This is a genomic window from Bradyrhizobium sp. LA6.8 (assembly GCF_040547935.1).
GTDB classification, from domain to species: domain Bacteria; phylum Pseudomonadota; class Alphaproteobacteria; order Rhizobiales; family Xanthobacteraceae; genus Bradyrhizobium; species Bradyrhizobium barranii.
In genome coordinates, this window is the sequence record NZ_JBEPQQ010000012.1 from 169,470 (window position 1) to 191,228 (window position 21,759).

Sequence of the window (21,759 nt, forward strand, 5' to 3'; positions counted from 1 at the left end):
ATTGCGCGGAGCCTGTCATCGGGCGGCGCTTTGCGCCGACCCGTTGGCTCCATCCGGGCTACTTGCTACTTGCCGCGGTCTCGGCATCGGCTAGCCGGTTGTCTTGGCCCGCTGCACTTCGTGCGGGTGGCGACGATCGCCACGCCGATTTGACTTGCGAACGTAGGTGACGAGTGCCTCGGGGTTCTCGAGCTTGATCTTCAGCGCCGCGACCAATGCGTCCTCGGCTTCGATCGTGAGCACCTTGGCACGCACCCCGAGCTTCAACCCGACAGTATATGACGTCATGGCAGACTCCACGGGTCCAGGCTTCCACCGTATCTCAATCGGCGTCTCTTCGGAACAGCCCTGCTCAACACGTCCCCTTTCGCCGCCGAGCAAAACCGGATCACGACCGCTCTACCAGGATCGGTGAACCGAGCTCTTCGAAATGAAAGAGCTGAAAGACCCGCTGGCCGTTGAAGTCGAGCACTCTCAAATCATCGGTCTCGTGCAGATTGCTTTCGACCGCGTGAAAGTGCCCGCCGTAGCGCTCTCTGGCGAGCGACAAGGGAACCTCGAACGCGACGAACTTGCCGATACCTTTTTGCCTGAGCACCCCAAGGAGCTTCTGGTCGTCCAGGGACTGGTGCGAGGTGAGAATGAGCAGCGGACCGCTCGCCGTGAGCAGCAGAAGCGATTTCATTGGATCCTCCTTTGCGCCCCTCCCTACCTGATCTTCGCCAGGACTCCTTCAGGCGCTCCAGCTCCGTACAAACCTGCGCCTCCATGGCGTCTTGCAATGCGAGTATGCCCCTGCTGGACAATTCTGCGGAGGCCTTTCTGTCCAGATTCTGCTTCCAATCCCGGATGGCTTGCTTGGTGGCCTTTTGGGCCTCCGACGTCGTCTTAACGTACTCCTTCATGCGGGCGTCGGCCATTGAGCATGTCTGGCACTCCCGGGCCGCGGCCGGACCTGAAAGAAGCAGGGCGAGTGTCGCGGTAGAGACCCTCATGGCGCTTCCTCCCGCGATAGCACAGCACGTCGCAGGGATGCCCCGGGGAGCAGCGCCCGGCTGCTTCAGCAACCGTAGCCCGCCATAATTTCTCCTTCGCTCGCGCGTTGTGTTGGACAACGGTGAGGCCTATCCTTCCGACGATCGGACTGCCGCACTCCCATTGACGCCCGACTGGATGGAGCGCGCATCGGTGCCTGAAGCGAACGACCCCAAGCCTGATACCGACAAGCCTGAGGCCCAAAAGCCTGAGGCCGCCAAGCCGGACGAGGTGCGCGCCGATGGCGGGCTGGCGCGGGCCTATGACCAGATCAAGAGCGCAGAGCAAGACCTTGCGCGGCTGGACCGGCTGGTTTCCGGAATGGAACGCGGCAACGAAGCCCCGCGGACCTCGCAGGCCAGCGCCGGAGCGAAGGCAGCCGAGGCTCCCAGGGACAAGGCGCCGGCACCGGTTAGCAAGGTGGGCAATCAAGGCCTGAAGGGAGATCGGACCATGCTGCGTGCCCTGGTTGGCCTCGTGCTGGCGATCGGCCTTCTCGGCGCCGCCTTCGCTTCGCAATATCGCGATGAGGCCAAGTCGATGACCAGGTCCATCATGGCGCGATGGGCTCCGCCGGCCGCGAGCGAACCCGCGCGAGCGTCCGTGGTCGAAAGTCCGGCGCAACCGCCGGCCGTGCAACTGGCTGCTGCGGATGGGCCCAGTCCGGTGCCCGCGCCGCCGCTCGGCAAGGAAACGGAAAGCGCTCCAAGAACTGACGCTCCAAGAGCTGAGGCTCCAAAACCTGACGCTGCAAGACCTGACGCGCCAAGAACCGGCGCCACGGCGCCTGATCCGTCATCGTCCGATCTCGCGCAATCGCTCAAGACCATCACCAGCGAGCTTGCGAGCATCAACGGAAAGCTCGAGCAACTGAAAAGCCGCAACGAGCAGACGCTGCGCGAGCAGGCCGACACCATTCAACAGCTCAAGGCGGCGCAGGAGAAGGATGCCGCGGACAATGCGCGCCTCGCCGCACAGGTCCAGGCGCTGCAAACGCAACTGACGACGTCAGCCGCGCCTGCACCCGCGAAACCGGTCGTGCGGAGCGCGACGAGCAACGAGACGGCTGCGCCTGCACGGCCGCACGTGCAAGCGACCGCCCCCCGGCGGCCCAGGCCACCGCCGCCGCGAGGACGCTGGATGCCCCCGCCCTATATGGCCGACCCCTACGATCCGGATTGGTAAGCCGTCAGCGTTCTCGGCCAAGAGGCTTGGTGCCAAGAGCCTTGGTGCCAAGAACCTTGGTGCCAAGAACCTTGGTGCCAAGAACCTTGGTGCCAAGAACCTTGGTGCCAAGAACCTTGGTGCTATGCTGCGCGGTGATCGGCCGGCAGGCCCTCGGCCAGATCTGTGCGACGTCACGACGGGCCTCGGCATGAAGGAGCGAGCCCATGACCAGGCACCTTTCACGCGTCCTGTTGACCCCAATGATGCTTCTGTTTGCAGTCTGCGCGGCCAGCGCCGCAGACGGCTGCGGCACCGGTTGCCACGCCACCGTTTCCGGCGCGTGCGTGGTCGATGGCTGGGCAACGGGTGCGCGGGTCTGGAATCAATGTCCGGCAACGTCGCGTGCGCGTCCGCCTTGCGGCGGTTCGGATTACGTCTGGGACTCTCGCAAACGGGCTTGTTTCCCGTCGACGCGCGATTGGCTTTGAAGCCCAGCCCGCAGGATGAGGGCGCGCGAGCGCTCACCCCATCCTGCGAACGACGCTCTACGCCCGCCTCACCGTACCTCGCACACCGACACCGTGGCTGCGATCCCGGTCGGCTCGAGCTCTTCCGTCGCAAGCTCCTCGCTGCAGTACTCGCCGACCGAGACGTCCTTCATCCTGCGCTTGACCTGCTCGCACGTCTTGCGGACGTCTTCCGTGAAGAGCGCGCATTCCTCGATGCGCTTGAAGATCTTCCGCCCCTCGTCGCGATACCCCGCTGCCGTCTCGCGCATGAAGGCGATCGCATCATGGACCTGGGCTGTCAGCGCCTCGCATTTTCGCGCGGCATCGATCAGCTCGGCGCCCATGGCCTCGATCTCCTTTGCAGCGGACTCATAGTCACGAATGACCGCCTCAGCACTGAGCGCGCCCACCCGCGTGACCCCCTCGGTGTGCTCGACGTAATCGGGCAGCGCAATTGAAGCAATCGAGCTTCCCGTGCGCACCGATGCAATGTCCGCCTCGAGCTGGACCAGGTTTACTCCTTCACGTCTGCGCAATTGTTCGACACTTGCCATGATTGACCCTCCCAATACGCTCCCCGTACCCCAAACGGCACTGAGTGTATTACGTGGATAAGCGACCTTCTAATCAGATATGTCGTTGACAGTCGCAGCTTTGCCATTTTTATGCAGTTTCCGCCGCGGCACGCAGCGATGATGGATGTCATCAACGCTCAACCTCTCATAGTTGCGGTTCGAATTGCGGTGACGGTGCACCCAACGCTCAGAGGCCAGGGACGAATCGTTGCAGTGATACCCCCACACGATCCATAGGATGGGTGGAGCGAGTCGATCCCCATCGCCCCCGTCAGGTGATGGATTTCGCAAAGCCTCAACTCATCCACGCGCTCCCACCAGACCCATGCCACGAAAAAGCAAACGCCTCCTCCCCCGCCTTCGCAGCGTCCGGCGAGGCGCCCGGTGGATGCGAAAGAGGTTCGCGCGCGCACCGCGGATGGTTCGGATCGCAGGTAGCGTGGCGATCCTGCTTGCGGTCGCAGCGCTTGTGAACATCGTCTATCACGTCATCCGCAAGCCGACCGAGCTGTTCGTCCTTGTCGGCAACGCGCTCGACAAGGAGCCGGCCGAGAACTGGCGGCAATACGGGCCGCTGTTCCGAAGCTTTTCCACCGCGACGATCACGCCGGAATTGCTGGCGGCGCTGGCGCAGGTCGAGAGTTCGGGCAATCCGGTGGCGCGCACCTACTGGCGCTGGCGATTGAGCCTCAATCCGCTCGCGATCTACCGGCCCGCCTCCAGCGCCGTCGGCCTCTACCAGATGACCGATCCGGCTTTCGCCGACGCCGCACGGTTCTGTGTCCGCGGCAACGCGGTTACGGAGACCGGTTGCGGGTTCACGGGCCTCTATAGCCGCGCGATCCCGAGCCACGCCATCGAGCTGGCATCGGTGTATCTGGACCGCAACGTGGCTGACGTTCTCGCCCGCGCGGGCGATGTGAAGGCAAGCCGCGAGCAGAAGCAGGATCTGGCCGCCTTCATCCATCTCTGCGGCGCCGGTCCCGCCACAGCCTACGCGCGCCGCAAGTTTCAGATGATCGCCGACGAACGCTGCGGCGATCACTCGGTTGCAAGCTATATCGCCAGGGTCAACGCGATGAAGCGGCAGTTCCTGCGGCTATCGGCGAATGACCCGTAGGGTGGGTTTGCCTGCAGCGCGAAGCGCAGTGCATCAGCCTAGACATTCATTGTCGCGAGGGCGCGCGCTTCAGCGGGCTGGCCGGCGCTTTGAGGCGCGTTGATATCCTTCCAACACTCATCGCTTTCCCAACGCGCGCTTATGCGAGGCTTGCCGCGAAGAAGGCGCAACCAGCGCCTTGCCAGCCACGAAGATCATGCGTTTTGGCAAAGGCTCAACCCGTCCCTATATGCGGGTGCTTTCCGCCGCGCGCTTGCGCCCTACCTGATCTTCGCCAGGCACTCCTTCAGCCGCTCCAGCTCCGAACGAACCTGCGCTTCCATCGCGTCCTGCAATGCGAGTATGCCTCTGCTGGACAATTCGGCGGAGGCCTTTCGGTCCAGATTCTGCTTCCAGTCCCGGATTGCTTGCTTCGTGGCCCTTTGGGCCTCCGACGTCGCCTTGAGGTACTCCTTCATGCAGGCGTCGGCCATTGAGCATGTCTGGCACTCCTGGGCGGCGGCCGGGCTTGAAAGAAGCAGGGCGAGTATCGCGGTAGGGACTCTCATGCTGATTCCTCCCGCCCAGGAGCATAGCACGTCTCGGGGATGCCTCGAGGAGCAGCGCGCAGGATGGGTGGAGCGCCTGCGAAACCCATCGTGCCGCGACAGCTATCGATGGGCTTCGCTTCTCGTCTATTCCGCTCCGCGTCCGTCGGCGGCCTTTACCACCAGTACGGCCACCGCCATCCCTCATAGCGGACCCATGACGACACATAGGGCGGGCCGTTCGGATCGACCCGGTCGTCTTCAGGGCGATAACGATATCGTGGAACAATGTAGTAATCCCACGGCGTCGGCCTGAGCACGGGCGCCGTGACGATAAGCCTCTGCTGTGGTTCGCGAACCACTTGGGCCTTCCGCGTCCGGGCCTCAGCGCCCGATATCCCGAGGTTGCACAGCACCAGGGCCGTTCCGAGCGCACACGCGGCGGTGATGATCTTCATGCGTTGGTCTCCTTCCCTGGAAGAGTGCAAAAGGACGCAAGGCAAGGCAAGCTAAATTCGCTCGCGCTACGTGCGCGCGCGGCGCAGAGCCTCCTCCAGCTTTTTCCTTTGCTTGTCCCACCGGCCCTGCTCGGCCTCGGCGCGTTCGTCGAGCACAGCCCGCTCGGCTTCGATCGCCTCCGCCTTCGCGGCGTGCTCCCGCCTCGCCGCGTCCAGCGCCGCCTGGGCCGTGGCGACCGCCTTGTCGCGGCGCGCGCGCTCCTTGGCGAGGGCGACCTCTTCCTTGCGTCGCTCGGCGTCTCGCCGCCGCTCTTCCTTCTCGAACGCCGCGGCGGCTTTGCGCGCGTCTTGATCGTCAATCTTGCGTGACTGTTTTGTTACGCCCTCGGCCGGACGCTGCTTCGACTTGGATTTGGACTCGGGCTTGGACTTGGAGTTGGGTTTGGGTTTTCGCTTGGCCTCATCGTCGGCGAGATCGGTCGGCAGCGCGGCGCTCTCGGTGAACGGGCCGCCGGAGCCGACCGGGCGCCGGAGCACGACGCCCGGGCTTGCCATGGTCGCCGCGACGATGTCGGGGTCGTTGGTCTCCTTCGCGGCGCCCTGATGGAAGAGGTTGGAGCTGGCGCCCCAGGCTTCCAGCGCCGCCTTCATCGAGGGTGCGGCGACCGCCTGGTCGTAGAAACCGAGCGAGGTCTGGTAGGTCTTCAGTTTTCTTTGCGGTTTTCTTGTCGCTTCGCTTTTCGGTTTTTTCGGCATGTCGCCCCGCGGCCTCGGCGACGCACCTGTCCCTCGCACCGGCGCCACCATGCCATAGTGCCCCTGTTTTGCCCGACGAGTCAAATTTTATTCGGGATCGCCGAAATCGATCCGAAGCAAGCGACGACCGGGATTGCCGACGGATCGACACAAAATTCGGTCTCGCAGCCCCCTGAAATCATGCGTGTTTTCTACTGTGCATGGGGTTGTTTTCGACATTTTTGTTGGCCGCGCAGTTCCGCGAGGTGTGCCCCCTACGCGTCGACGTCCTCAGGCGCCGGACCTGCCACGAGCCCGTCGAGGCCGACCATCAGCAAATCGGCGATGTGCATCAGCTGGTAGAGCGGAATGTCGGCCTCGCCGTTCTCGGCCAGCGCCAGGAAGGCGGGCGTGACGCCGATGCGCTCGGCGAGCTGGACTGCGGTGTAGCCGCGGGTCTCGCGTGCCGCTTTAACACGCGCGCCGATCCCGAGCCGGTGCCGGGACTGCTCGTCCGCGGTCATCATGACAGCCTGTTCGTCCGGGCTCGCATAACCGTCGGCGAACGCGCTGCCGATCAGTCTGCCCTTGCGCCAGGCGACGCGGCAGTCCTTGCGCAGTCCGCTGCTGAAGACCAGCGTGAACTGCTCGGCGACCCATAGCGACGAGTTGAGCTGCAGGCGGGCGCCGGTGCCGGAGACATCGCGGATCGTGCAGGGCACGCTGATGAGGCTCCCGGTGCCGTTGTCGAACTCGACAATCCCCGTTCGCAACGTCTGATGTCTGGCAGCGGCACGATGCTCGCTCATGACCTGGACTCCCAAAGCTTGCGGCAGCGTCGAACGGCGTAGCCGACGCATCCGTATGATCAGGACATGGATACCGCGGAATTTTTCCCGAACTCCTAAGGCTCCGGCACTTCAACCGGGACCGGACGCCATGGTAAAGGATTTGCTCCCAATCCATCTTTTCCGGCGGAATGCGTGCGGCGCGCCCGTGAGAGCGTTTTCGAGCGAAGTGGATACCGGTTTTCGTAAAGAAAACGCGCCAAAACAAAAACCTGGAGCAAAGGCTCTAGGGGGTGACGAGGCAAGCAATGACCGAACCGATGAAATGCCCGAACTGCCAGTCGGACCACGTCTATCAGGACCGCGATCTCTGGGTCTGTCCGGAATGCGCCCATGAATGGCGCGCTGGGGGCGATGCGGCCGCGCCTGCCCCGCAGGAGGCCGGGGTGCGCGATGCGCATGGTAATGCGCTCGCCGATGGCGACAGCGTCATCGTGATGAAGGACCTCAAGGTCAAGGGGTCGTCGTCGGTCGTCAAGGGCGGCACCAAGGTCAGGAACATCCGCCTCCAGGACGCCACCGACGGCCACAACATCGCCTGCAAGATCGACGGCATCGGCGCGATGAATTTGAAATCGGAGTTCGTGAAGAAGGCTTAAGCCGCCCGCGTCCGCTCGCGCTATTCCTCCAGCAGTGCGTCATACCCCTTCGCGCTGAATGCCAGCAGACAAAACCCGTGCCCGAACGGATCGGCCAGCATCGCGATCCGGCCATAGGACGCATCGCGCGCGGGCGCCTCGAGGATCGCACCGGCGGCAAGTGCGCGCGCGACGGCGGCATCGACGTCATCGACGACGACGTCGATATGCAGCGGCGTCCAGTGCCGTTCGTAGCGGCGGCGGTCGCTGCCCGCGCCCGGTGTGCCGGCCTGCTTGGTCAGAAGATACAGCGGCGCGGGCCAGCCCAGCAGCTCGACGAAGTCGGTGCCGAAGCGGCGGCCGACCGTGAGGCCGAAGGCGGCGGTGTAGAAGGTGGTCGCTTGCGCTGCGTCGGGAACGTCGATGTTGAGCAGGATGGTCATGACGGGCAGCGTAACCCGGACGGAGCTGACGCATAATCCGGAATGTTGCCGCACCTCCGGTCGCGCTATGCGATCACCGCTGCCGCTGCGCCAGATAGAACCCGCACAGCACCGTGACCAGACCCGCCACCTGCAACATCGTCGGCGGCTCGCCGAGCAGCAGCCAGCCGACCAGGAGCGTCAGCGCCGGCACGCAGGCCGGGATCACGGCGGCGCGGGCGACGCCGAGGCGCTGGACCGAGACGGCGAACAGATAAAGCGCGGCGGGGCCGGCGAGCACGCCCTGCGCCAGCGCCTGAATGGCATTCTCGGTCACACCGATCGCCGCGACATGGGCGAGACCGACGGTGGCGAGATAGATCGGCAACAGCAGCAGCGACAGCACGTTGATGACGAGCGCGGCCGACACGGCGGAGACGCGCCAGTGCCGCAGCAGCGCGCCAAAACCGGCGAACATGAATCCGGTGAGCACGAAGGTCAGATCGCCGAGCACGCCGTCGGACCCGATATGGCCGATCGATTCCGCGCCGATCACGCAGAGGCCGCCGACGATAACCAGGGCGCCGGCAAGGCGCGACGCGGAGATGTGCTCCTTCAGCACGACCGCCGCGAGCAGGAGGCCGCCGAGCGTCGCGCAGGAGGGCTGGATCACGCTGCCGTGGCCGAGCGGCACGAACAGGAATCCGGTGTAGGAGATCAGCGACATCACGGGACCGCCGAGCACCATCAGCACAAGGCCCCTGCCCCAGCCGATGCCGCAGAGATCACCGATGCCGGCGCGCGCGACCAGCGGCAGGAACGCGATGCCCGACCAGACATAGCGATGCGCGAGCAGATCGACCGGGGTGAAACCGACCTTGAGGCCGTGCCGCGTGCCGGCAAAGCCCAGCGCCCAGAACAGCGCAGCCGACAGGCCGCAGACGACGCCGAGTAACGCCGGCGCCGCATCGTTCTTCTGAATGAGAGCGTCAGCGCCGCTCGTTCGCTGATCCATGGGCAAGCCTTATGTCAGTGCGTGAGCCGCCTCAACCCACGCCGTTGCAGGTCTGGCACGCGGCCTATCCCAACCATCATGCCTCCTCGCCGAACACCATCCGCCATCCCTTGCGCGTGTCCATGTATTCCCGCACCTCGCGAATGCGGTCCCCGGCCACCGTGAACACGAAGCAATAGTCGTTCTCGTAGGGCTTGCCGCCCGCAAGCGTGGCACGCATCCGCTCCTCCACGATCACGACATCGCCGTCGGCGTAGACGCCGCGGAAGGCGATATCGACCTCGGAAAACATCCTGTGCATCTCCTGCGCGATGAAGCGCGCGATCGCTTGCGCGCCCACCATGTGATCGGTGTGATCGAGCGCGACGGCGGTGGCGTTGCCCTTCGGCGCGATCCATTCGGCATCGTCGGTGAACAGTGCGGCGATGCGGCCGGCATCGCGCGACGAAAAGGTCTTCCAGGCGTTGAGGACGATGTCTTTCGGGCTGGTCACGGCGCGCTCCAGAACTGGCATTGAGGGGGCTTGCATCGAGGGCCGCCTTCTAGGCCGCCATGCGCGTTGCGGCTCGCCACAATCGGACTCGGTCATCCCGCGGCCCTTCCGCCCGCGCAGGCATGCGCTATCATCCGGTCATGCTGAGTTTTGACGATTGCAACGCCGCGCGCCTGCGCAGGGATCCCCGCTATGACGGCCGCTTCTTCACGGCGGTGAAGACCACGGGCATCTATTGCCGCCCGGTCTGTCCGGCCAAGCAGCCGCTGACGCGCAACGTCGTCTATTACCCGACGGCGGCCGCGGCCGAAGCCTCTGGCTTCCGGCCCTGCCTGCGCTGCCGCCCCGAAACCGCGCCGTTCTGCCCGGCCTGGAACGGCACGCGTTCGACGGTCGCGCGCGCGGTGAAGCTGATCAACGAGGGCGCGCTCGATGAAGATTCGGTGGTGACGCTCGCGACGCGGCTCGGCATCTCCTCGCGTCACCTGGCGCGCTTGTTCGAGCGGCATGTCGGCGCGACGCCGCAGCAGCTTGCCAAGACGCTGCGCGTCCAGCGCGCAAAACGCCTGCTCGATGGCGGCGAACGCACCATGACCGACATCGCGTTCCAGGCCGGCTTCGGCAGCCTGCGGAGATTCAACGCCGCGTTCGCCGAGCTCTATGGAAGATCGCCGTCCAGCCTGCGCTCATCGAAGCATGCGTAGCCCGCATCAAGCTGCGCAAGTTCGCTCAGAAAAATCCGGGGCTGAGATCGAGTCCATAGGTCAGGCTCAGCACGAACACGAACAGCGCGGCGGCTGCGAACAATGCAACATGTCTGAGAATAAACGCGCGCGGCGAGGTGGTGGCAATAACTGCTTTTTGCGCAACGGGCATGACGGCTCCATTATGAAAACGGTTTTTGGCCGCCACTAAGCGGCGCCCGCATCAGGCGCCGCGATCTGCAAAGCAACTATTAAAGAGATCACACTCGTCTTGAACGGCCGTACACATCCGGCGCGCGACGGCGATTTTTCTTGCCGCAGCTTTCTCAATCCGCGCACGGTCGCGCCAGAACGTGGCTCGCTTCTCAAAAAAAGACCGCGCCCCCGAAAGGGAACGCGGTCCATGCAGGCTGGGGAGGAGACGAGCCTGTTTCATGTCTTCAAGCGATTGAGATCAGCGGGCCGTGCCCGTCGTGACGTCCGCGGTCTTGACCTTGCGCGGCGTCAGCACGCGGGCCTGGTGGACCGAAGCGACCGTGGTCGGCACGGTTGCCTGCTGCTCGACATGCGCGGCACCAAGCACGCGCACCTGCAGGGGGGAGACCGGAAAACCGTTGGCCTCATAGGTCGGCAGCTCGGCGGCGAAGGCCGCGGTGCTGCCCGCGATCGTCAGGATGGCGGCGGCGATCGACAGAGTCTTCTTGTTCATTGGTGATGCTCCTGAGTGGAAGGTTCGGAGCACATTTAAGCGCGTTTTGCTGCATTGCGACATGCTCTGTTGCATTGCAACAACGCGCCCGCTGCATGGCAATATGTTTAATGCGCACAAGCGCTTGGTCGAATCCCCGCCAGACGCGACATGACACTTTTATGGGCGGCGGTCAGCCACCGAGCACATGCCCCCGCGTCCACGCGGCTTATTTCAACGCCGTCGCCAGCGATTGCAGCTTTGCGACGAGATTGGTGCCAAGCGCATAGATGATCTCGATGATCGCCAGCGCGATACCGGCTGCAATCAGACCGTATTCGATCGCGGTGGCGCCGGATTCATCGGCGGCAAATTCGGTCAACAGGCATTTCAATTTCACAACTCGCATCCTTCCAATTCTACCGCACGTTGCCGGCACGGGAGAGATACCAAGCCGCAATCCAAGATTGAGTAAATTCAACCCCTTCAATTTGATGACAATGAATGGCTGCCGCTTTTCAGCCACTTGCCCCCCTGAAACCGCAGGGAATTCGCGTTGCACCTCGGCAACACCCGCCCGAAAAGACCCATTTCGCCCATTTGCGCCATTGCGCCGCCACACCATCCTCCGAACAATTGACGCGTCGCGTGCCTGGCTGTGCAAGATTGGTTCGAACAGAACCGTTTGGAGGCAGGGATCATGAATGATCGGCGGTCTCTTCTGGTGGCGGTCTCGTGCCCGTCGGCCGTTCTCGCCGGCTGGCTGGCGCTCTCCCTGTCCGCCTACGCTCCGGCCCTCATCGAGAAAAGCAGCGCCAATGCTTCCGCCGTGTCGCGCGCGAAGGATCTTGGTCGGCTCGAGCTCGCCGACGTCCCGCATGCTGCGGCCATCGAGGATGGCATCGCCCTGACCGCCGATATCGCGGCCGCTGTCGCTGCAACGCCGAATCCGGATCCGGCCCCCGAGGCCGCAACAGCCGAGATGCCCGCCGCCGTCATCAAGCTCGCCTCGGCCGATTCGGCCCTGATCTTGCCGGCGGAAGCGCCGCCGGCGCTACAGATTTCGCCTGGACCGGCGCCCGTCGTCAGCGAGGCTGCACCAGCAGAAGCCGCACCGGCGCCGGAGCCCGTGGTCAAGCTCGCCTCCGCCGATCCCACCGAGATCGTGACGACAGATGAGCTGTCGCCCGCGGCGATCGCGACCGGCCCAGCGCCTGCCGCGAGCAAGCCGTCGCCGCCGGCCGACACCGTCGCCGTGCTCGACGAGTGCTTTGTCATGGACGCCTGCATCGACCGCTACCTCTGGGCGCTCTACCAGCGCACGGCCAAGGAGGACTCGATCAAGGTCGAGGACCGCCGCGCCGTCACCGTCAAGCGTAGGGGCAAGATGGTCACGGTGATGCGCAGCTTCACAAAGCTGGTCGATCAGGATTTTGGCTGGAAGGATCCGAAAGCGGCCGAGCGCGCCAGCATGCCGATGATGGACTACGTCATCGGCGGCATGGACAAGAGCTTCAAGCGAAAGCTGTTTCGCATGCTGCTCGCAGCCGAGTCCGCCGGCCTGTCGCCGGGCATCACCAGCGCGTTCCGCGACGACTACCGCCAGTCGATCGCGAGCGGCCTGAAGGCCGCTTCCGACCGCTCCTATCATGGCGGCAGCACGCGCGGTGGCTACGGCCACGGCATGGCGGCCGACATCGTCAGCACCCAGGGCAACAACCGCGCGCAGCGCTGGGTCTCGACCGAAATCCTGTGGAAGTGGGTCGACGCCAACGGCAAGGCATTCGGCATCGGCCGGCCCTATCTCGGCCGCGATCCGCCGCATGTCGGCCCGGTCGACGGCCAGGAATACATCTCGAAGCGTGGCACGGGAGACCGCAAGGAAGCGACCAACGTGAGGTCCAAGAAGGTGATGCGGGCCGCGGCCCACGCAAAGCTGCGAAAGACACACGCCGCGCGCGAGCAGAAGAGTTTGGCCAAGCCGCAGAAGTCGGCGCAATCGGCCGGCAAGCGCGCGACCTGACCCTGTTACGGCTTCCGCCCGGGGATCGGCAGCGGTACGAGGCGCATCTCGGCGGTGCCTGCGTCTTGTGTGCGCACCAGCACCGCAAAGATGGTTTCGACCGCGAGCCGTACGGCCGCCTGCATCGCCTTGCCCTTGGCCAGATGCGCCGCAATCAGGCCGGCAAGGAGATCGCCGGTGCCTGAGGGGCGGATCGGCAACCGCGGCGTCGCAAAGCGCGACAATTGGCCGTCGGCGCACAGGATCGTCTCCACCTGCCCTTCTGCCGTGTCAGCGAGCGTGCAGCCGGTAGCGACGACATCGATGCGACGTTGCCCCGCCAGCGCCGCGCAGGCCGTGCGCAGGCTCTGAGTGTCCGCGATCGTGACGCCCGACAGCAGCTCGAGCTCGAACTGGTTCGGCGTGGTCAGGTTGGCGGCCGGCAGCAGCCGGTGCTGCACCACGTCCAGAATGCCGTCGGCAACATAGACGCGGCCGTCATCGCCGATCACGGGATCGCAGAGATAGACCAGTTTCGAATTCCGCGTCAGCGCCCGCTCGACGAAGTCGGCGATCACAGCCGCGTTGCCAGGCGAGCCGAGATAGCCGGTGACCAGCACCGCGGCCTCGTCGACGAGGTCGCGCTCCTCGACGCCTTTGAGGAGATCGGCGACGAGCTCGGTCTCCAGCACCCGCCCGCGCAACGTCGGATAGCGTGGATGGTTCGACAGCAGCGTCGTCGGCACCGCCGCAACGTTGACGCCCTCCGCCTGCATGGCATAGGCGGCCGCGCTGTTGCCGACATGGCCGTGGACCACCTGGCTTTGAATGGAGATGACGAGCATTGAGAGGTCCGTAAGATCAAATGCTGAGCGAAGCAAGCGTAGCAGGAACGGCTGGCGTAGCCCGGCTGGAGCGAAGCGTAATCCGGGGTTCTCAGATCGCGGCATGAATCCCGGATTACGCTGCGCTCCATCCGGGCTACAAGTTTAGAGCATCTCATACCCCAGCCCCGGCCGCAGCGCCTGCATCTGCCGCGCCAGCCGCCGGTGCCCCGTCTCCTCCGACCGCGCCAGCCGGTCGGCTACCGCGACATGGTCCGCATCGCTCTTGTGCTGATTGAGCTTGGCCTGCCCCTCGATGGTGTCGACCACGAGATCGACGACCCGGATCGCAGCCAGCATGCTCTCGCGCTTGCCCGGCTCCATTTGCGCGAGGTCCCAGGGCTGCTTCGGCAACCGCGCCTCGGACACCGCAAGCAGCGCATCGCCATGCCCGCGGTTCTCGTCCAGTTCGCGCAGATGCGCCACGCCCGACAGGTGCACGGCCTCGTAGAGCCAGGTCGAGACATTGTCGCGCGAAGAGTACCAGTCGTTGGAGACGTAGGCGTCGTCGCCGGCAACGATCAGCAGGAAGCGCCGCGTGCCGTCTGCGAGCGACACGAGCGGATTCTTGACGGTGAAATGGATCTGCACGATCACCTGCCCGTCGCGCTCGCCCAGCACGAAGGGCACATGCGAGGCCCGCGGACCGTGCTCGTCCGCCGCGACGATCATGCCGAAGCCGCGTTGCGCGGCAAATTCCAGTGCACGCTGCTCCTCGATGCGAAACTGGGGGCGAAGCACATGCATGGCACGGGTCTCAATGGCTCGAATAGGGGACGGCGAGCGAAGGCTAACCCACGACCCGGCAAGATCTGAAGAACAATCGGCCCGCAAACGCCGATGTCAGCAATGCCTCAGCGCCGCGCCAGCGTCGCAAGATAGGCGCAGAACATGTCGGCCATGGCATCGGCATAGGCTGCGATCTCCGTCTCGCTCCGCGTCTCTTCCGAAAAACTCTTGCCGACCTCGCTCAGCGTCGCCGTGATCAGCTCGCCGGCAAGGATACGCGTCGCATCCGAGGCTTTCGGCAGCGCCTCCCGCATGAACGCGGCGACGATCCCCTCGCCGGCTGCCCGGGCGTCCTGCGCCTCGGGCGCGTCGCGATACAGCGGTGCAGCGTCACTGAGTGCGACGCGGATCGCGGCCTCCTCGCACTCGGAACGAATGAAGGCGTGGACCAGCGCGCGCAGCCGCGCTGGTGGCGGCTTCGCCGCATCCGCAAGGATCCCGCGCAACAGCTCGCTCGTGCGCCGCCACTCGTCGCTCTGGAGGCGGAACAGGATCGCCGCCTTGTTCGGAAAATATTGGTAGAGCGATCCGACGCTCACACCGGCCCGATCCGCGACCCGCGCCGTGGTGAAACGCTGCGCGCCTTCCTTTGCCAGGACCTGAACAGCGGCATCCAGAATCGCGGCCACCAGCCCGCTCGATCGGGCCTGTTGCGGCTGTTTTCGTGAGGAAATTGAACGGCTTCGACGGGCGGCCATGGCGTGCTCGGGCAATGCGAATAGGAAACGCGACGAATTAGTCGTATTTCAGTTCCCGCGCAAGCACGCGCTTCTTCGCGAACTCCGGAGACATCAAATGACCACCCCGACCATCACAACGCTTGCGCCGCTGCTGGATCGCCTGTTTGACGAGGCTGAAGCGGCCAGGGGCGCAACACACGCCGCCGTCGCCGATTTGTCCAACGCGGACCGGGCGCGGATGATGCGGAGCAAAACCGATTACCGCGACCTCTACGGACGCTTGAAGGACGCACCGCTCGCGGTCTCGCGCGAGACGGGTCACCTGCTCTACATGCTGGCGCGCAGTTCGCGCGCCAAGGCGATCGTCGAGTTCGGTACCTCGTTCGGCATCTCGACCCTGCATCTTGCCGCAGGCTTGCGCGACAATGGCGGCGGCCATCTCATCACCAGCGAGTTCGAGCCGTCCAAGGCGGCGCGGGCGCGGGACAACCTCTCGGCTGGTGGGCTGATCGATCTCGTCGAAATCCGCGAGGGCGATGCGCTGAAGACGCTCAGCGCCGATCTGCCCGACATGATCGACCTCGTGCTGCTCGACGGCGCCAAGGCGCTCTACCCGGAGATCCTGGATCTGGTCGAAGGCCATCTCAAGCCGGGCGCGATCATCGTCGCCGACAATGCCGACGACAGCCCTGACTACCTCGCGCGCGTACGCGGGCCCGCAAGCGGCTACATGTCCACGCCCTTCGCCGAAGACGTCGAGCTCTCCGTGCGGATCAGCTGACGTTGCATAAAATCGATACTCTGAGCCGTCGTGCGATCTGTCGCGCGGCGACTTCGTCTTCTCGGCGAAACAGCCAAAACTCCGGCAAACCGCCGCCAACAGGCTCCGCCCTGTCGCAGGCTCGTCACTCACACGTGATACCTCCACCCGCCAAAAGCCATGTTTCGCGTGCTAAACATACCTACCGCGCGGTATCTTTCGCGCCCCCCATCCCGAGCCGGCCATGACCTCCGCCTTCAATGCCTACGCAGCGCTTGCCCTCGCCATCGTCTTCGAGGTGACCGCGTCCGCCTTCCTGCAGCAGTCCGCGCAGTTCACGCGGCCATGGCCGACGCTGGCCATGGTGCTGTTCTACGTCGCCTCGTTCTACGCGCTGTCGGTGGCGATCCGGGTCATTCCGCTCAGCATCGCCTACGCGATCTGGGGCGGCGTCGGCATTATTCTGACCGCGACCGTCTCCTTCGTGCTGTTCCGCCAGATGCTGGACGCCGCGGCCTTCGTCGGCATCGGGCTGATCGTGTCAGGGGTCGTGGTCATCAACCTGTTCTCGCAGACGACGGCGCATTGATGCCGGCCAGCGCCTACACCCGCGCCAAGCAGCCCGAGCAGGTCCGGCGCGCCCTGCTCGACCATGCCGCGGCGATCGCCATGGATCACGGCGTATCAGGGATTACGGTGCAGGCGGTGGCGGCGGCGGCCGGCGTCACCAAGGGCGGGCTGTTCCATCATTTCGGCAGCAAGCAGGCGCTGATCGAGGGCCTGTTCGCCGATCTTCTCGCCCGCGTCGATGCCGAGATCGACGCCGCTATCGAAGCGGACCCGAAGCCGCGCGGCAGCTTTACGCGGGCCTATGTCAATGCGGTCTTTACCGGCAAGGCCTTCGGCTTTGCGACGCCCTGGGCGGCGCTGAGCATGGTCGTGGTCACCGATCCGTCCCTGCGCCGGCTCTGGAACGACTGGATGAAGGCGCGCCTGAAGCGTCACCGTACGACCGACGCGGCGCCCGAACTCCACGTCGTGCGCCTCGCCGCCGACGGCGCCTGGCTGTCATACATCACGACGGGACAGACGCGCATGGGCGCGGACTTGCGTGCCGTGCACGACCGCCTGATCGCACAGACCTATCGGCGCGGATAGCCGGAACGACGGCTATTGGCTCTGCACCGCCTTGGGCGGACGCGGCGCGGATTTGGTCGGCTTTGCACCGGACTTGGCCGCCGCGCGCGGCGGCGGTTCGTCGACGGACACCAGATAGGCGGCGAGCGCCTTGGCGGAGTCGGGGCTGGTTACGTAATGGTCCTTCAGGAACCAGGCGAGCGTCAGGCTAAAGCGCCCTTTCGCCAATCCCCGCGGGCTGCGATGGCAGGTCGCGCAGCCGTCCGCGAAGAGCTTTGCGGCCGACTTGCCGGCATCGAGATTTTGCGCGGACGCGACCGTCACCGTCAGCGCCGCGGCTGCGAGAGTCACCAGGGGCGCGATCACGTCGCGCCCCGGTCGAAACAGCGAAATCAATGTCGTCCCCTAGAGCGTTTTCGAGCGAAGTGGATTCCGGTTCGCGTAAAGAAAACGCGTCAAAAGAAGAATCGGCCCCGTCGCGCGGTCACGCCGCCAACAGCTGATCGAATTCGGGCGGAGTGTAGGCCTTGCCGTCCGGGTCGGTGATGACGACCTTCCATCCCTCGCTCGCCCATACTTTTGCCTTCGCCACGATGAGCAACCGGCTCTCGCGGGCAAAACTGCACTTCTCATTGTCGCGTTCTGCGACCATTTTATAGGCCAATGCGCATCCCCTTGCGTCACCCTGCACCAGCTCCCCTCGTGGCAGCGGGCTTTGGCGGCAATTCGCCGGGAGCGTGGCAATTTGGTGCCATCGACGGCAGCATTGTGCCCTGGTTCCAACTGAGCGACGGAGATTGATCGTGCGCAGCATCAGAAATGCGATTCTGCTTGTCGCGGGCTTGCCTGGCGTGGCGCTGCTTGCCACCGCACCTGCGCGGGCGCAGACCTACGATCCGCGCTATCCCGTCTGCATCGAGATCTACACCATCGACGGCAGCAGCATCGATTGCAGCTTCACGTCGATCGCGCAGTGCGCCGCGACTGCTTCCGGGCAGTCCGCCCAGTGCTACGCCAACCCTTATGCCCTGCGGAGCCGGCCACCGGGCCCGGGTCCATCGCCGCCGCGACGGAACCGTTAAGGTATCGCGATCCGCTTAGTGGACGCGAATGATATGGGGACGGCCGAGATCGATCAGCCCCTGCACCGCCGAGAGACGGTCGTCCAGCGCTGCGATGGTCAGCAACAGGTTGTTGCGGCGCTCGTCGAGCATGCCCATCTCGGCACCGGTGAGCTTCGTGCTCGTCCGCTCCTTGTGAATCCCGTCGAGGGATTTGCGCAGCCCGGCGATCAGGCTGGACAGCTGTTTGGCCTCCTTGGTCATCGACCGCTTCGCGACATTTTGGCGGCGCGTCTCCGCCTGGCTCTGTCTCATCGTCATCCTCCCGTTGCCCCGCTGCCCCGAGTGGATGCTTACAGCTTTGAGTACACATATTACGATCGATGAAATCTGCCCGCGAAGAACTTTCTTAAATTGGACAAGCCGGGAACCTGACTCGAACCAAACGGAAAGCCCGGCGCGAGGACCGGGCTTTCGTTGGCAACGCCAGGGCTGTTTGAGCGTCAGCTCGCTTGCAGCATGAACCCGTCGAAGTACGCCGCGAGCGCAGAAAAAGCGTCGATCGGAAGGACCTGCGCGACATATTGGTCGGGGCGCACCACGACGATGCAGCCAGCCCTCCGATCGATACCGCGCATGGTGAAAACGTCCTGGCCGCTCTTGAGGTCCGGACAGAACATCTTCTCGTAGTCGATCAAGCCGTGTCGCCCCTTGCGCGGCAGCAGCAGCGCCGGCATCGCCTCCACGGCGAGCGCGCGATGATCCTGCTGGAAGACGGCACGCAGGTCGATCACGCTGTCGATGTCGGCTCCAGCGGGCGTATGGCGACGGACCGGCGATTCACGGGCCACAACGAGAAAATCACACAGCGCGCGGATCGCCGATCCCGCGGCGGCGGGATCCTCCGCGGGCGAGAACGCGTAGATGCGGAAGCGGCCATCGGCCTGCGATGCGTGGCCGAGATGGACCGGCTTGGCATCCCCGAGCCGAATGACCGGCGCGGAATGGAAGCGCGTGCCGATGACGAGGCCTTCGGCAAGATGCTGGTGTGATGTCGCGCCGGTGAGGAGCGACGGCCGGTAACGCGTCGCCGTGCCGGCGGTGTAGCGCCCGTGCCTCACAAAATAATCCTGCGTCTTCGCCGCATCGGCGCCACCGGCCTTGGCCGCGGAGGCGAGAATGCCCGCCCATTCGCGGTCGAAATCGATCAGCTCCTTCGCCACCGCCTGGCGCTCGGCCGAATAGGAATGCAGGAGGCTCGGTGCACACTGCCCCCGGAGGACGGCGGCGAGCTTCCAGCCGAGATTGAAAGCGTCCTGCATCGAGACGTTCATGCCCTGCCCCGCCTTCGGGCTGTGGGTATGGCAGGCATCGCCGGCGATGAAGATGCGCGGCAGGCGGCTCGCGATCTCGGCCTCCGGCACGTCGTCGAACTTGTCGGTCAGGCGCTGGCCGATCTCGTAGACCGACCACCAGGCGATCTCCTTCACGTCAAGCGTATGCGGCTTCAGGATCCGCTGCGCTTTCGCAATCACGTCCTCAGCCGTGATGTTGCGGTTGGCGACGCGCTCGCCGACGTCGAGTTTTGCCAACTCGACATAGAGGCGGACCATGTAGCCGCCTTCGCGCGGAATGATCAGCAGGCTGCCATCCTTCGCCGACTGGATCAGGGCCTTGAAGCGGATGTCGGGAAAATCGGTCACCGCCAGCACGTCCATCACGCCCCAGGCGTGGTTGGCGGAATCGCCATGCAGTTCGCGGCCGATCGATTTGCGCACCGTGCTGCGCGCGCCGTCGCAGCCGACGACGTAGCGCGCCCTGATCGTCTCCACCTTCCCCTCATTGCCGGCATCGACACGTTCGAGGCGCACCGTCACAGCATGGTTGGCGGGACCCGCCGCCGGATCAACGACGAGATCGAGCAGGCGGCGGCTGTAATAGGGCTCGAGCTTGGCCGGCGATTTGCGCATGATGTCGAGAAAGCCGTCATGGATGCGCGCCTGGTTGAGGATGACATGCGGGAATTCAGACAGCCCGTCCTCGACATCCTGCACACGCCCGCTGCGGACGATCGTCTCGGGCTTCCGTTCGTCCGGCTTCCAGAACGTGGTCTCGTTAACCCAATAGGCTTCCTTCAGCACGCGCGCGCTGAAGCCATAGGCGTGGAACATCTCCATGGTGCGGCAGGCGATGCCGTCGGCCTGCCCGACCAGCAGCCGGCCCGGCTTCTGCTCGACGATGCAGGTCTTGATGTCGCCGAATTGCGCAAGCTGGGCCGCGAGCGTCAGGCCCGCAGGGCCGCAGCCGACGATGAGGACATCGACCTCTTCAGGCACGGCCCCGGCTGCGCCCGAAGCCTGAATACGTTCGGCGGGATCGGCGATTTCAGGATCGCCCGGCTGAAATCCATTGAGATGGAATTGCATGAGCACCTCTCCCGTCAACGTCTTCTTCGATATTGCTCAGTATGCTGACTATCAGTATACTTGTCAACGATCCGCGCATTCCCTGCCGCAACGGAGAATTCGGTGAAAGACAACAACGACATGCCCGGGCACCTGGCGCGCCGGTTCCAGCAGATCGCGGTGGCGGTGTTTCTGGCCGAAGTCGGCGAAGCCGGCTTCGACCTCACGCCGGTGCAATACGCGGCCCTTGCGACCATCAAGGCCAATCCGGGGCTCGACCAGGTGACGCTCGCAGGATTGATCGCCTACGACCGCACCACCATCACCGGGGTCATCGACCGCCTCGTCCAGAAAGGCCTTGCCGAGCGCCGCGCCTCCAGCCGCGACCGCCGCGCCCGCGAGCTCGAAATCACCGACGAGGGCCGACGCACGCTGCGCAAGATCACGCCGGCGGTAGAGTCCGCCCAGCGCGTCATGCTGCGCGGTCTCAGCGCGAAGGAAAGTGAAGAGCTGATGCGGCTGCTGCGCAAGGCCATTGCCGCCGGCAACGAGCTCAGCCGCGCCCCGCTGCGCGAGCTGGAGGCATGAACCCCGTATTTCCATCCGTAATTGTCGCAGTGCCGCGAAACCTGGAACTAACCTTCGGCTGCTAGGGTCGGCAACATTCGGCGTTTAACGCGCGATTTACTTTGCCGCTCGGGAGTTTCGGATGTTCAGGTTCCTCATTGCGGCGACGGCCATCGCGCTCTCGGCCGGTCCTGCGCTTGCCAACGGCCATGGCGGTGGCGACCCTGCTCCGCCGAAGCCCGAGGCCACGACCGCACCGGCGAAGGTGATCCTGACCAAGCAGGGTCCCACGCTCGTCGACCTCAAGGGCATGACGCTCTACACTTACGAGCGCGACACCACCGGCAAGACGTCGAACTGCAACGGCAAGTGCACCGAGAGCTGGGTACCGTTATCCGCTACGGTCGACGCCAAGGCCATCGGCGACTTCACCGTGATCAGCCGCAACGACGGCAGCAAGATGTGGGCGTACCGCTATCGTCCGCTCTACACCTCGCCGGCCGACAAGGCGCCAGGCGATGCCAACGGCGTTGCCCGGCCTGAGAATTAGGTCTCACCCGGCACCCCTGCCCACGACGAAAGCCTCGTGAGCAGTGGAAT

General features: G+C 64.7%; 32 protein-coding genes and 1 pseudogene. 13 read left to right on the top strand and 20 right to left on the bottom strand.

All coding sequences use genetic code 11. The features are described 5' to 3' along the window. Positions 1-90 precede the first annotated feature (90 nt). Both ABIA90_RS40030 and ABIA90_RS40035 read right to left on the bottom strand, forming a co-directional pair. Positions 91-288, bottom strand: a complete 198-nt coding sequence (locus tag ABIA90_RS40030) for a hypothetical protein (protein ID WP_014495617.1) — start codon at positions 286-288, stop codon at positions 91-93. Between the two features lie 100 nt (positions 289-388). After that, on the bottom strand, positions 389-685 hold the full coding sequence (locus ABIA90_RS40035; RefSeq protein ID WP_063983569.1) for a hypothetical protein: 297 nt from the start codon (positions 683-685) through the stop codon (positions 389-391). A 488-nt stretch (positions 686-1,173) separates the two neighbouring features. Between ABIA90_RS40035 and ABIA90_RS40040 the strand changes: the two genes are divergently transcribed. The 3 genes and pseudogenes from ABIA90_RS40040 to ABIA90_RS45650 all read left to right on the top strand — a co-directional run bounded on the left by ABIA90_RS40040 (position 1,174) and on the right by ABIA90_RS45650 (position 2,690). Then, positions 1,174-2,220, top strand: coding sequence for a hypothetical protein (locus tag ABIA90_RS40040; protein WP_354121690.1), 1,047 nt, complete (start codon positions 1,174-1,176; stop codon positions 2,218-2,220). Next, positions 2,213-2,305, top strand: a pseudogene (locus ABIA90_RS40045) (hypothetical protein); the annotation flags it as partial. The gene ABIA90_RS40040 and the pseudogene ABIA90_RS40045, both read left to right, overlap by 8 nt. Before the next feature lie 160 nt (positions 2,306-2,465). After that, complete coding sequence (locus ABIA90_RS45650; protein WP_371498184.1) at positions 2,466-2,690, top strand: GCG_CRPN prefix-to-repeats domain-containing protein; 225 nt, start codon at positions 2,466-2,468, stop codon at positions 2,688-2,690. 68 nt (positions 2,691-2,758) lie between these two features. Here ABIA90_RS45650 and ABIA90_RS40050 read toward each other — a convergent pair whose 3' ends face one another. Continuing rightward, positions 2,759-3,265, bottom strand: coding sequence for a hypothetical protein (locus tag ABIA90_RS40050; RefSeq protein WP_063983570.1), 507 nt, complete (start codon positions 3,263-3,265; stop codon positions 2,759-2,761). A 346-nt stretch (positions 3,266-3,611) separates the two neighbouring features. Here ABIA90_RS40050 and ABIA90_RS40055 point away from each other — a divergent pair, with 346 nt between their 5' ends. Continuing rightward, on the top strand, positions 3,612-4,406 hold the full coding sequence (locus ABIA90_RS40055; protein WP_354121592.1) for a transglycosylase SLT domain-containing protein: 795 nt from the start codon (positions 3,612-3,614) through the stop codon (positions 4,404-4,406). 260 nt (positions 4,407-4,666) lie between these two features. On the opposite strand, the gene ABIA90_RS40060 is transcribed toward ABIA90_RS40055, so the two are convergent. The 4 genes from ABIA90_RS40060 to ABIA90_RS40075 all read right to left on the bottom strand — a co-directional run bounded on the left by ABIA90_RS40060 (position 4,667) and on the right by ABIA90_RS40075 (position 6,935). Beyond that, entirely contained in the window at positions 4,667-4,879 is a 213-nt protein-coding gene (locus tag ABIA90_RS40060; RefSeq protein ID WP_354121591.1) for a hypothetical protein, read from the bottom strand. 230 nt (positions 4,880-5,109) lie between these two features. Beyond that, positions 5,110-5,391: a hypothetical protein gene (locus ABIA90_RS40065; RefSeq protein ID WP_071914421.1), complete on the bottom strand. Its 282-nt coding sequence runs from the start codon at positions 5,389-5,391 to the stop codon at positions 5,110-5,112. A 66-nt stretch (positions 5,392-5,457) separates the two neighbouring features. Further along, positions 5,458-6,147, bottom strand: coding sequence for a cell envelope biogenesis protein TolA (locus tag ABIA90_RS40070; RefSeq protein WP_354121590.1), 690 nt, complete (start codon positions 6,145-6,147; stop codon positions 5,458-5,460). 254 nt (positions 6,148-6,401) lie between these two features. Next, on the bottom strand, positions 6,402-6,935 hold the full coding sequence (locus ABIA90_RS40075) for a helix-turn-helix domain-containing protein (RefSeq protein WP_354121589.1): 534 nt from the start codon (positions 6,933-6,935) through the stop codon (positions 6,402-6,404). 287 nt (positions 6,936-7,222) lie between these two features. Here ABIA90_RS40075 and ABIA90_RS40080 point away from each other — a divergent pair, with 287 nt between their 5' ends. After that, positions 7,223-7,573, top strand: a complete 351-nt coding sequence (locus ABIA90_RS40080; RefSeq protein ID WP_354121588.1) for a zinc ribbon domain-containing protein YjdM — start codon at positions 7,223-7,225, stop codon at positions 7,571-7,573. 20 nt (positions 7,574-7,593) lie between these two features. On the opposite strand, the gene ABIA90_RS40085 is transcribed toward ABIA90_RS40080, so the two are convergent. From ABIA90_RS40085 to ABIA90_RS40095, 3 genes are all read right to left on the bottom strand, one after another. Further along, positions 7,594-7,995: a VOC family protein gene (locus tag ABIA90_RS40085; protein ID WP_081369454.1), complete on the bottom strand. Its 402-nt coding sequence runs from the start codon at positions 7,993-7,995 to the stop codon at positions 7,594-7,596. Between the two features lie 73 nt (positions 7,996-8,068). Continuing rightward, entirely contained in the window at positions 8,069-8,989 is a 921-nt protein-coding gene (locus tag ABIA90_RS40090) for a DMT family transporter (RefSeq protein WP_354121587.1), read from the bottom strand. Between the two features lie 76 nt (positions 8,990-9,065). Beyond that, positions 9,066-9,482, bottom strand: a complete 417-nt coding sequence (locus ABIA90_RS40095; RefSeq protein ID WP_038931758.1) for a nuclear transport factor 2 family protein — start codon at positions 9,480-9,482, stop codon at positions 9,066-9,068. A gap of 122 nt (positions 9,483-9,604) precedes the next feature. Here ABIA90_RS40095 and ABIA90_RS40100 point away from each other — a divergent pair, with 122 nt between their 5' ends. After that, positions 9,605-10,186: a bifunctional transcriptional activator/DNA repair enzyme AdaA gene (locus tag ABIA90_RS40100; protein ID WP_354121586.1), complete on the top strand. Its 582-nt coding sequence runs from the start codon at positions 9,605-9,607 to the stop codon at positions 10,184-10,186. 25 nt (positions 10,187-10,211) lie between these two features. On the opposite strand, the gene ABIA90_RS40105 is transcribed toward ABIA90_RS40100, so the two are convergent. The 3 genes from ABIA90_RS40105 to ABIA90_RS40115 form a co-directional block, all read right to left on the bottom strand. Continuing rightward, positions 10,212-10,358 carry a hypothetical protein gene (locus ABIA90_RS40105; RefSeq protein ID WP_223153578.1) on the bottom strand — a complete coding sequence of 49 codons (147 nt, stop codon included), beginning with the start codon at positions 10,356-10,358 and terminating at the stop codon, positions 10,212-10,214. Positions 10,359-10,640: 282 nt separating this feature from the next. Continuing rightward, positions 10,641-10,895: a hypothetical protein gene (locus tag ABIA90_RS40110; RefSeq protein ID WP_028161188.1), complete on the bottom strand. Its 255-nt coding sequence runs from the start codon at positions 10,893-10,895 to the stop codon at positions 10,641-10,643. 208 nt (positions 10,896-11,103) lie between these two features. Continuing rightward, the gene (locus ABIA90_RS40115; RefSeq protein ID WP_028169565.1) at positions 11,104-11,268 is read right to left on the bottom strand and encodes a Flp family type IVb pilin; all 165 of its coding nucleotides are present in this window, start codon (positions 11,266-11,268) and stop codon (positions 11,104-11,106) included. A 306-nt stretch (positions 11,269-11,574) separates the two neighbouring features. Between ABIA90_RS40115 and ABIA90_RS40120 the strand changes: the two genes are divergently transcribed. Further along, entirely contained in the window at positions 11,575-12,897 is a 1,323-nt protein-coding gene (locus ABIA90_RS40120) for a hypothetical protein (RefSeq protein ID WP_071914431.1), read from the top strand. 5 nt (positions 12,898-12,902) lie between these two features. Here ABIA90_RS40120 and pdxY read toward each other — a convergent pair whose 3' ends face one another. The 3 genes from pdxY to ABIA90_RS40135 all read right to left on the bottom strand — a co-directional run bounded on the left by pdxY (position 12,903) and on the right by ABIA90_RS40135 (position 15,247). Then, complete coding sequence (gene pdxY, locus ABIA90_RS40125; RefSeq protein WP_063983580.1) at positions 12,903-13,721, bottom strand: pyridoxal kinase; 819 nt, start codon at positions 13,719-13,721, stop codon at positions 12,903-12,905. 144 nt (positions 13,722-13,865) lie between these two features. After that, a complete protein-coding gene (locus ABIA90_RS40130) occupies positions 13,866-14,507 on the bottom strand; it encodes an FMN-binding negative transcriptional regulator (RefSeq protein ID WP_354121585.1) in 642 nt (213 codons plus the stop codon). Between the two features lie 107 nt (positions 14,508-14,614). Beyond that, positions 14,615-15,247: a TetR/AcrR family transcriptional regulator gene (locus tag ABIA90_RS40135; RefSeq protein ID WP_354121584.1), complete on the bottom strand. Its 633-nt coding sequence runs from the start codon at positions 15,245-15,247 to the stop codon at positions 14,615-14,617. Positions 15,248-15,344: 97 nt separating this feature from the next. Here ABIA90_RS40135 and ABIA90_RS40140 point away from each other — a divergent pair, with 97 nt between their 5' ends. The 3 genes from ABIA90_RS40140 to ABIA90_RS40150 all read left to right on the top strand — a co-directional run bounded on the left by ABIA90_RS40140 (position 15,345) and on the right by ABIA90_RS40150 (position 17,147). Beyond that, complete coding sequence (locus tag ABIA90_RS40140) at positions 15,345-16,010, top strand: O-methyltransferase (RefSeq protein ID WP_071914437.1); 666 nt, start codon at positions 15,345-15,347, stop codon at positions 16,008-16,010. 223 nt (positions 16,011-16,233) lie between these two features. Further along, complete coding sequence (locus ABIA90_RS40145) at positions 16,234-16,578, top strand: DMT family transporter (RefSeq protein WP_014495640.1); 345 nt, start codon at positions 16,234-16,236, stop codon at positions 16,576-16,578. Then, the gene (locus ABIA90_RS40150) at positions 16,578-17,147 is read left to right on the top strand and encodes a TetR/AcrR family transcriptional regulator (protein WP_071914440.1); all 570 of its coding nucleotides are present in this window, start codon (positions 16,578-16,580) and stop codon (positions 17,145-17,147) included. Before ABIA90_RS40145 ends, ABIA90_RS40150 begins: the two co-directional genes overlap by 1 nt. Before the next feature lie 12 nt (positions 17,148-17,159). On the opposite strand, the gene ABIA90_RS40155 is transcribed toward ABIA90_RS40150, so the two are convergent. Together ABIA90_RS40155 and ABIA90_RS40160 are read right to left on the bottom strand one after the other, a co-directional pair. Continuing rightward, a complete protein-coding gene (locus tag ABIA90_RS40155) occupies positions 17,160-17,522 on the bottom strand; it encodes a hypothetical protein (protein ID WP_354121583.1) in 363 nt (120 codons plus the stop codon). A gap of 88 nt (positions 17,523-17,610) precedes the next feature. Beyond that, positions 17,611-17,817, bottom strand: a complete 207-nt coding sequence (locus tag ABIA90_RS40160) for a hypothetical protein (protein ID WP_071914443.1) — start codon at positions 17,815-17,817, stop codon at positions 17,611-17,613. 112 nt (positions 17,818-17,929) lie between these two features. Between ABIA90_RS40160 and ABIA90_RS40165 the strand changes: the two genes are divergently transcribed. Continuing rightward, positions 17,930-18,208, top strand: a complete 279-nt coding sequence (locus tag ABIA90_RS40165; protein ID WP_176400468.1) for a DUF3551 domain-containing protein — start codon at positions 17,930-17,932, stop codon at positions 18,206-18,208. Positions 18,209-18,223: 15 nt separating this feature from the next. On the opposite strand, the gene ABIA90_RS40170 is transcribed toward ABIA90_RS40165, so the two are convergent. Both ABIA90_RS40170 and ABIA90_RS40175 read right to left on the bottom strand, forming a co-directional pair. After that, positions 18,224-18,451, bottom strand: a complete 228-nt coding sequence (locus tag ABIA90_RS40170) for a hypothetical protein (RefSeq protein WP_224580733.1) — start codon at positions 18,449-18,451, stop codon at positions 18,224-18,226. A gap of 239 nt (positions 18,452-18,690) precedes the next feature. Further along, positions 18,691-20,613: an FAD-binding monooxygenase gene (locus ABIA90_RS40175; RefSeq protein WP_354121582.1), complete on the bottom strand. Its 1,923-nt coding sequence runs from the start codon at positions 20,611-20,613 to the stop codon at positions 18,691-18,693. Between the two features lie 102 nt (positions 20,614-20,715). On the opposite strand from ABIA90_RS40175, the gene ABIA90_RS40180 reads away from it, so the two are divergent. Together ABIA90_RS40180 and ABIA90_RS40185 are read left to right on the top strand one after the other, a co-directional pair. Beyond that, positions 20,716-21,180 carry a MarR family winged helix-turn-helix transcriptional regulator gene (locus ABIA90_RS40180; protein WP_071917490.1) on the top strand — a complete coding sequence of 155 codons (465 nt, stop codon included), beginning with the start codon at positions 20,716-20,718 and terminating at the stop codon, positions 21,178-21,180. Positions 21,181-21,301: 121 nt separating this feature from the next. Continuing rightward, positions 21,302-21,709 carry a COG4315 family predicted lipoprotein gene (locus ABIA90_RS40185; protein ID WP_354121581.1) on the top strand — a complete coding sequence of 136 codons (408 nt, stop codon included), beginning with the start codon at positions 21,302-21,304 and terminating at the stop codon, positions 21,707-21,709. Positions 21,710-21,759: the final 50 nt, after the last annotated feature.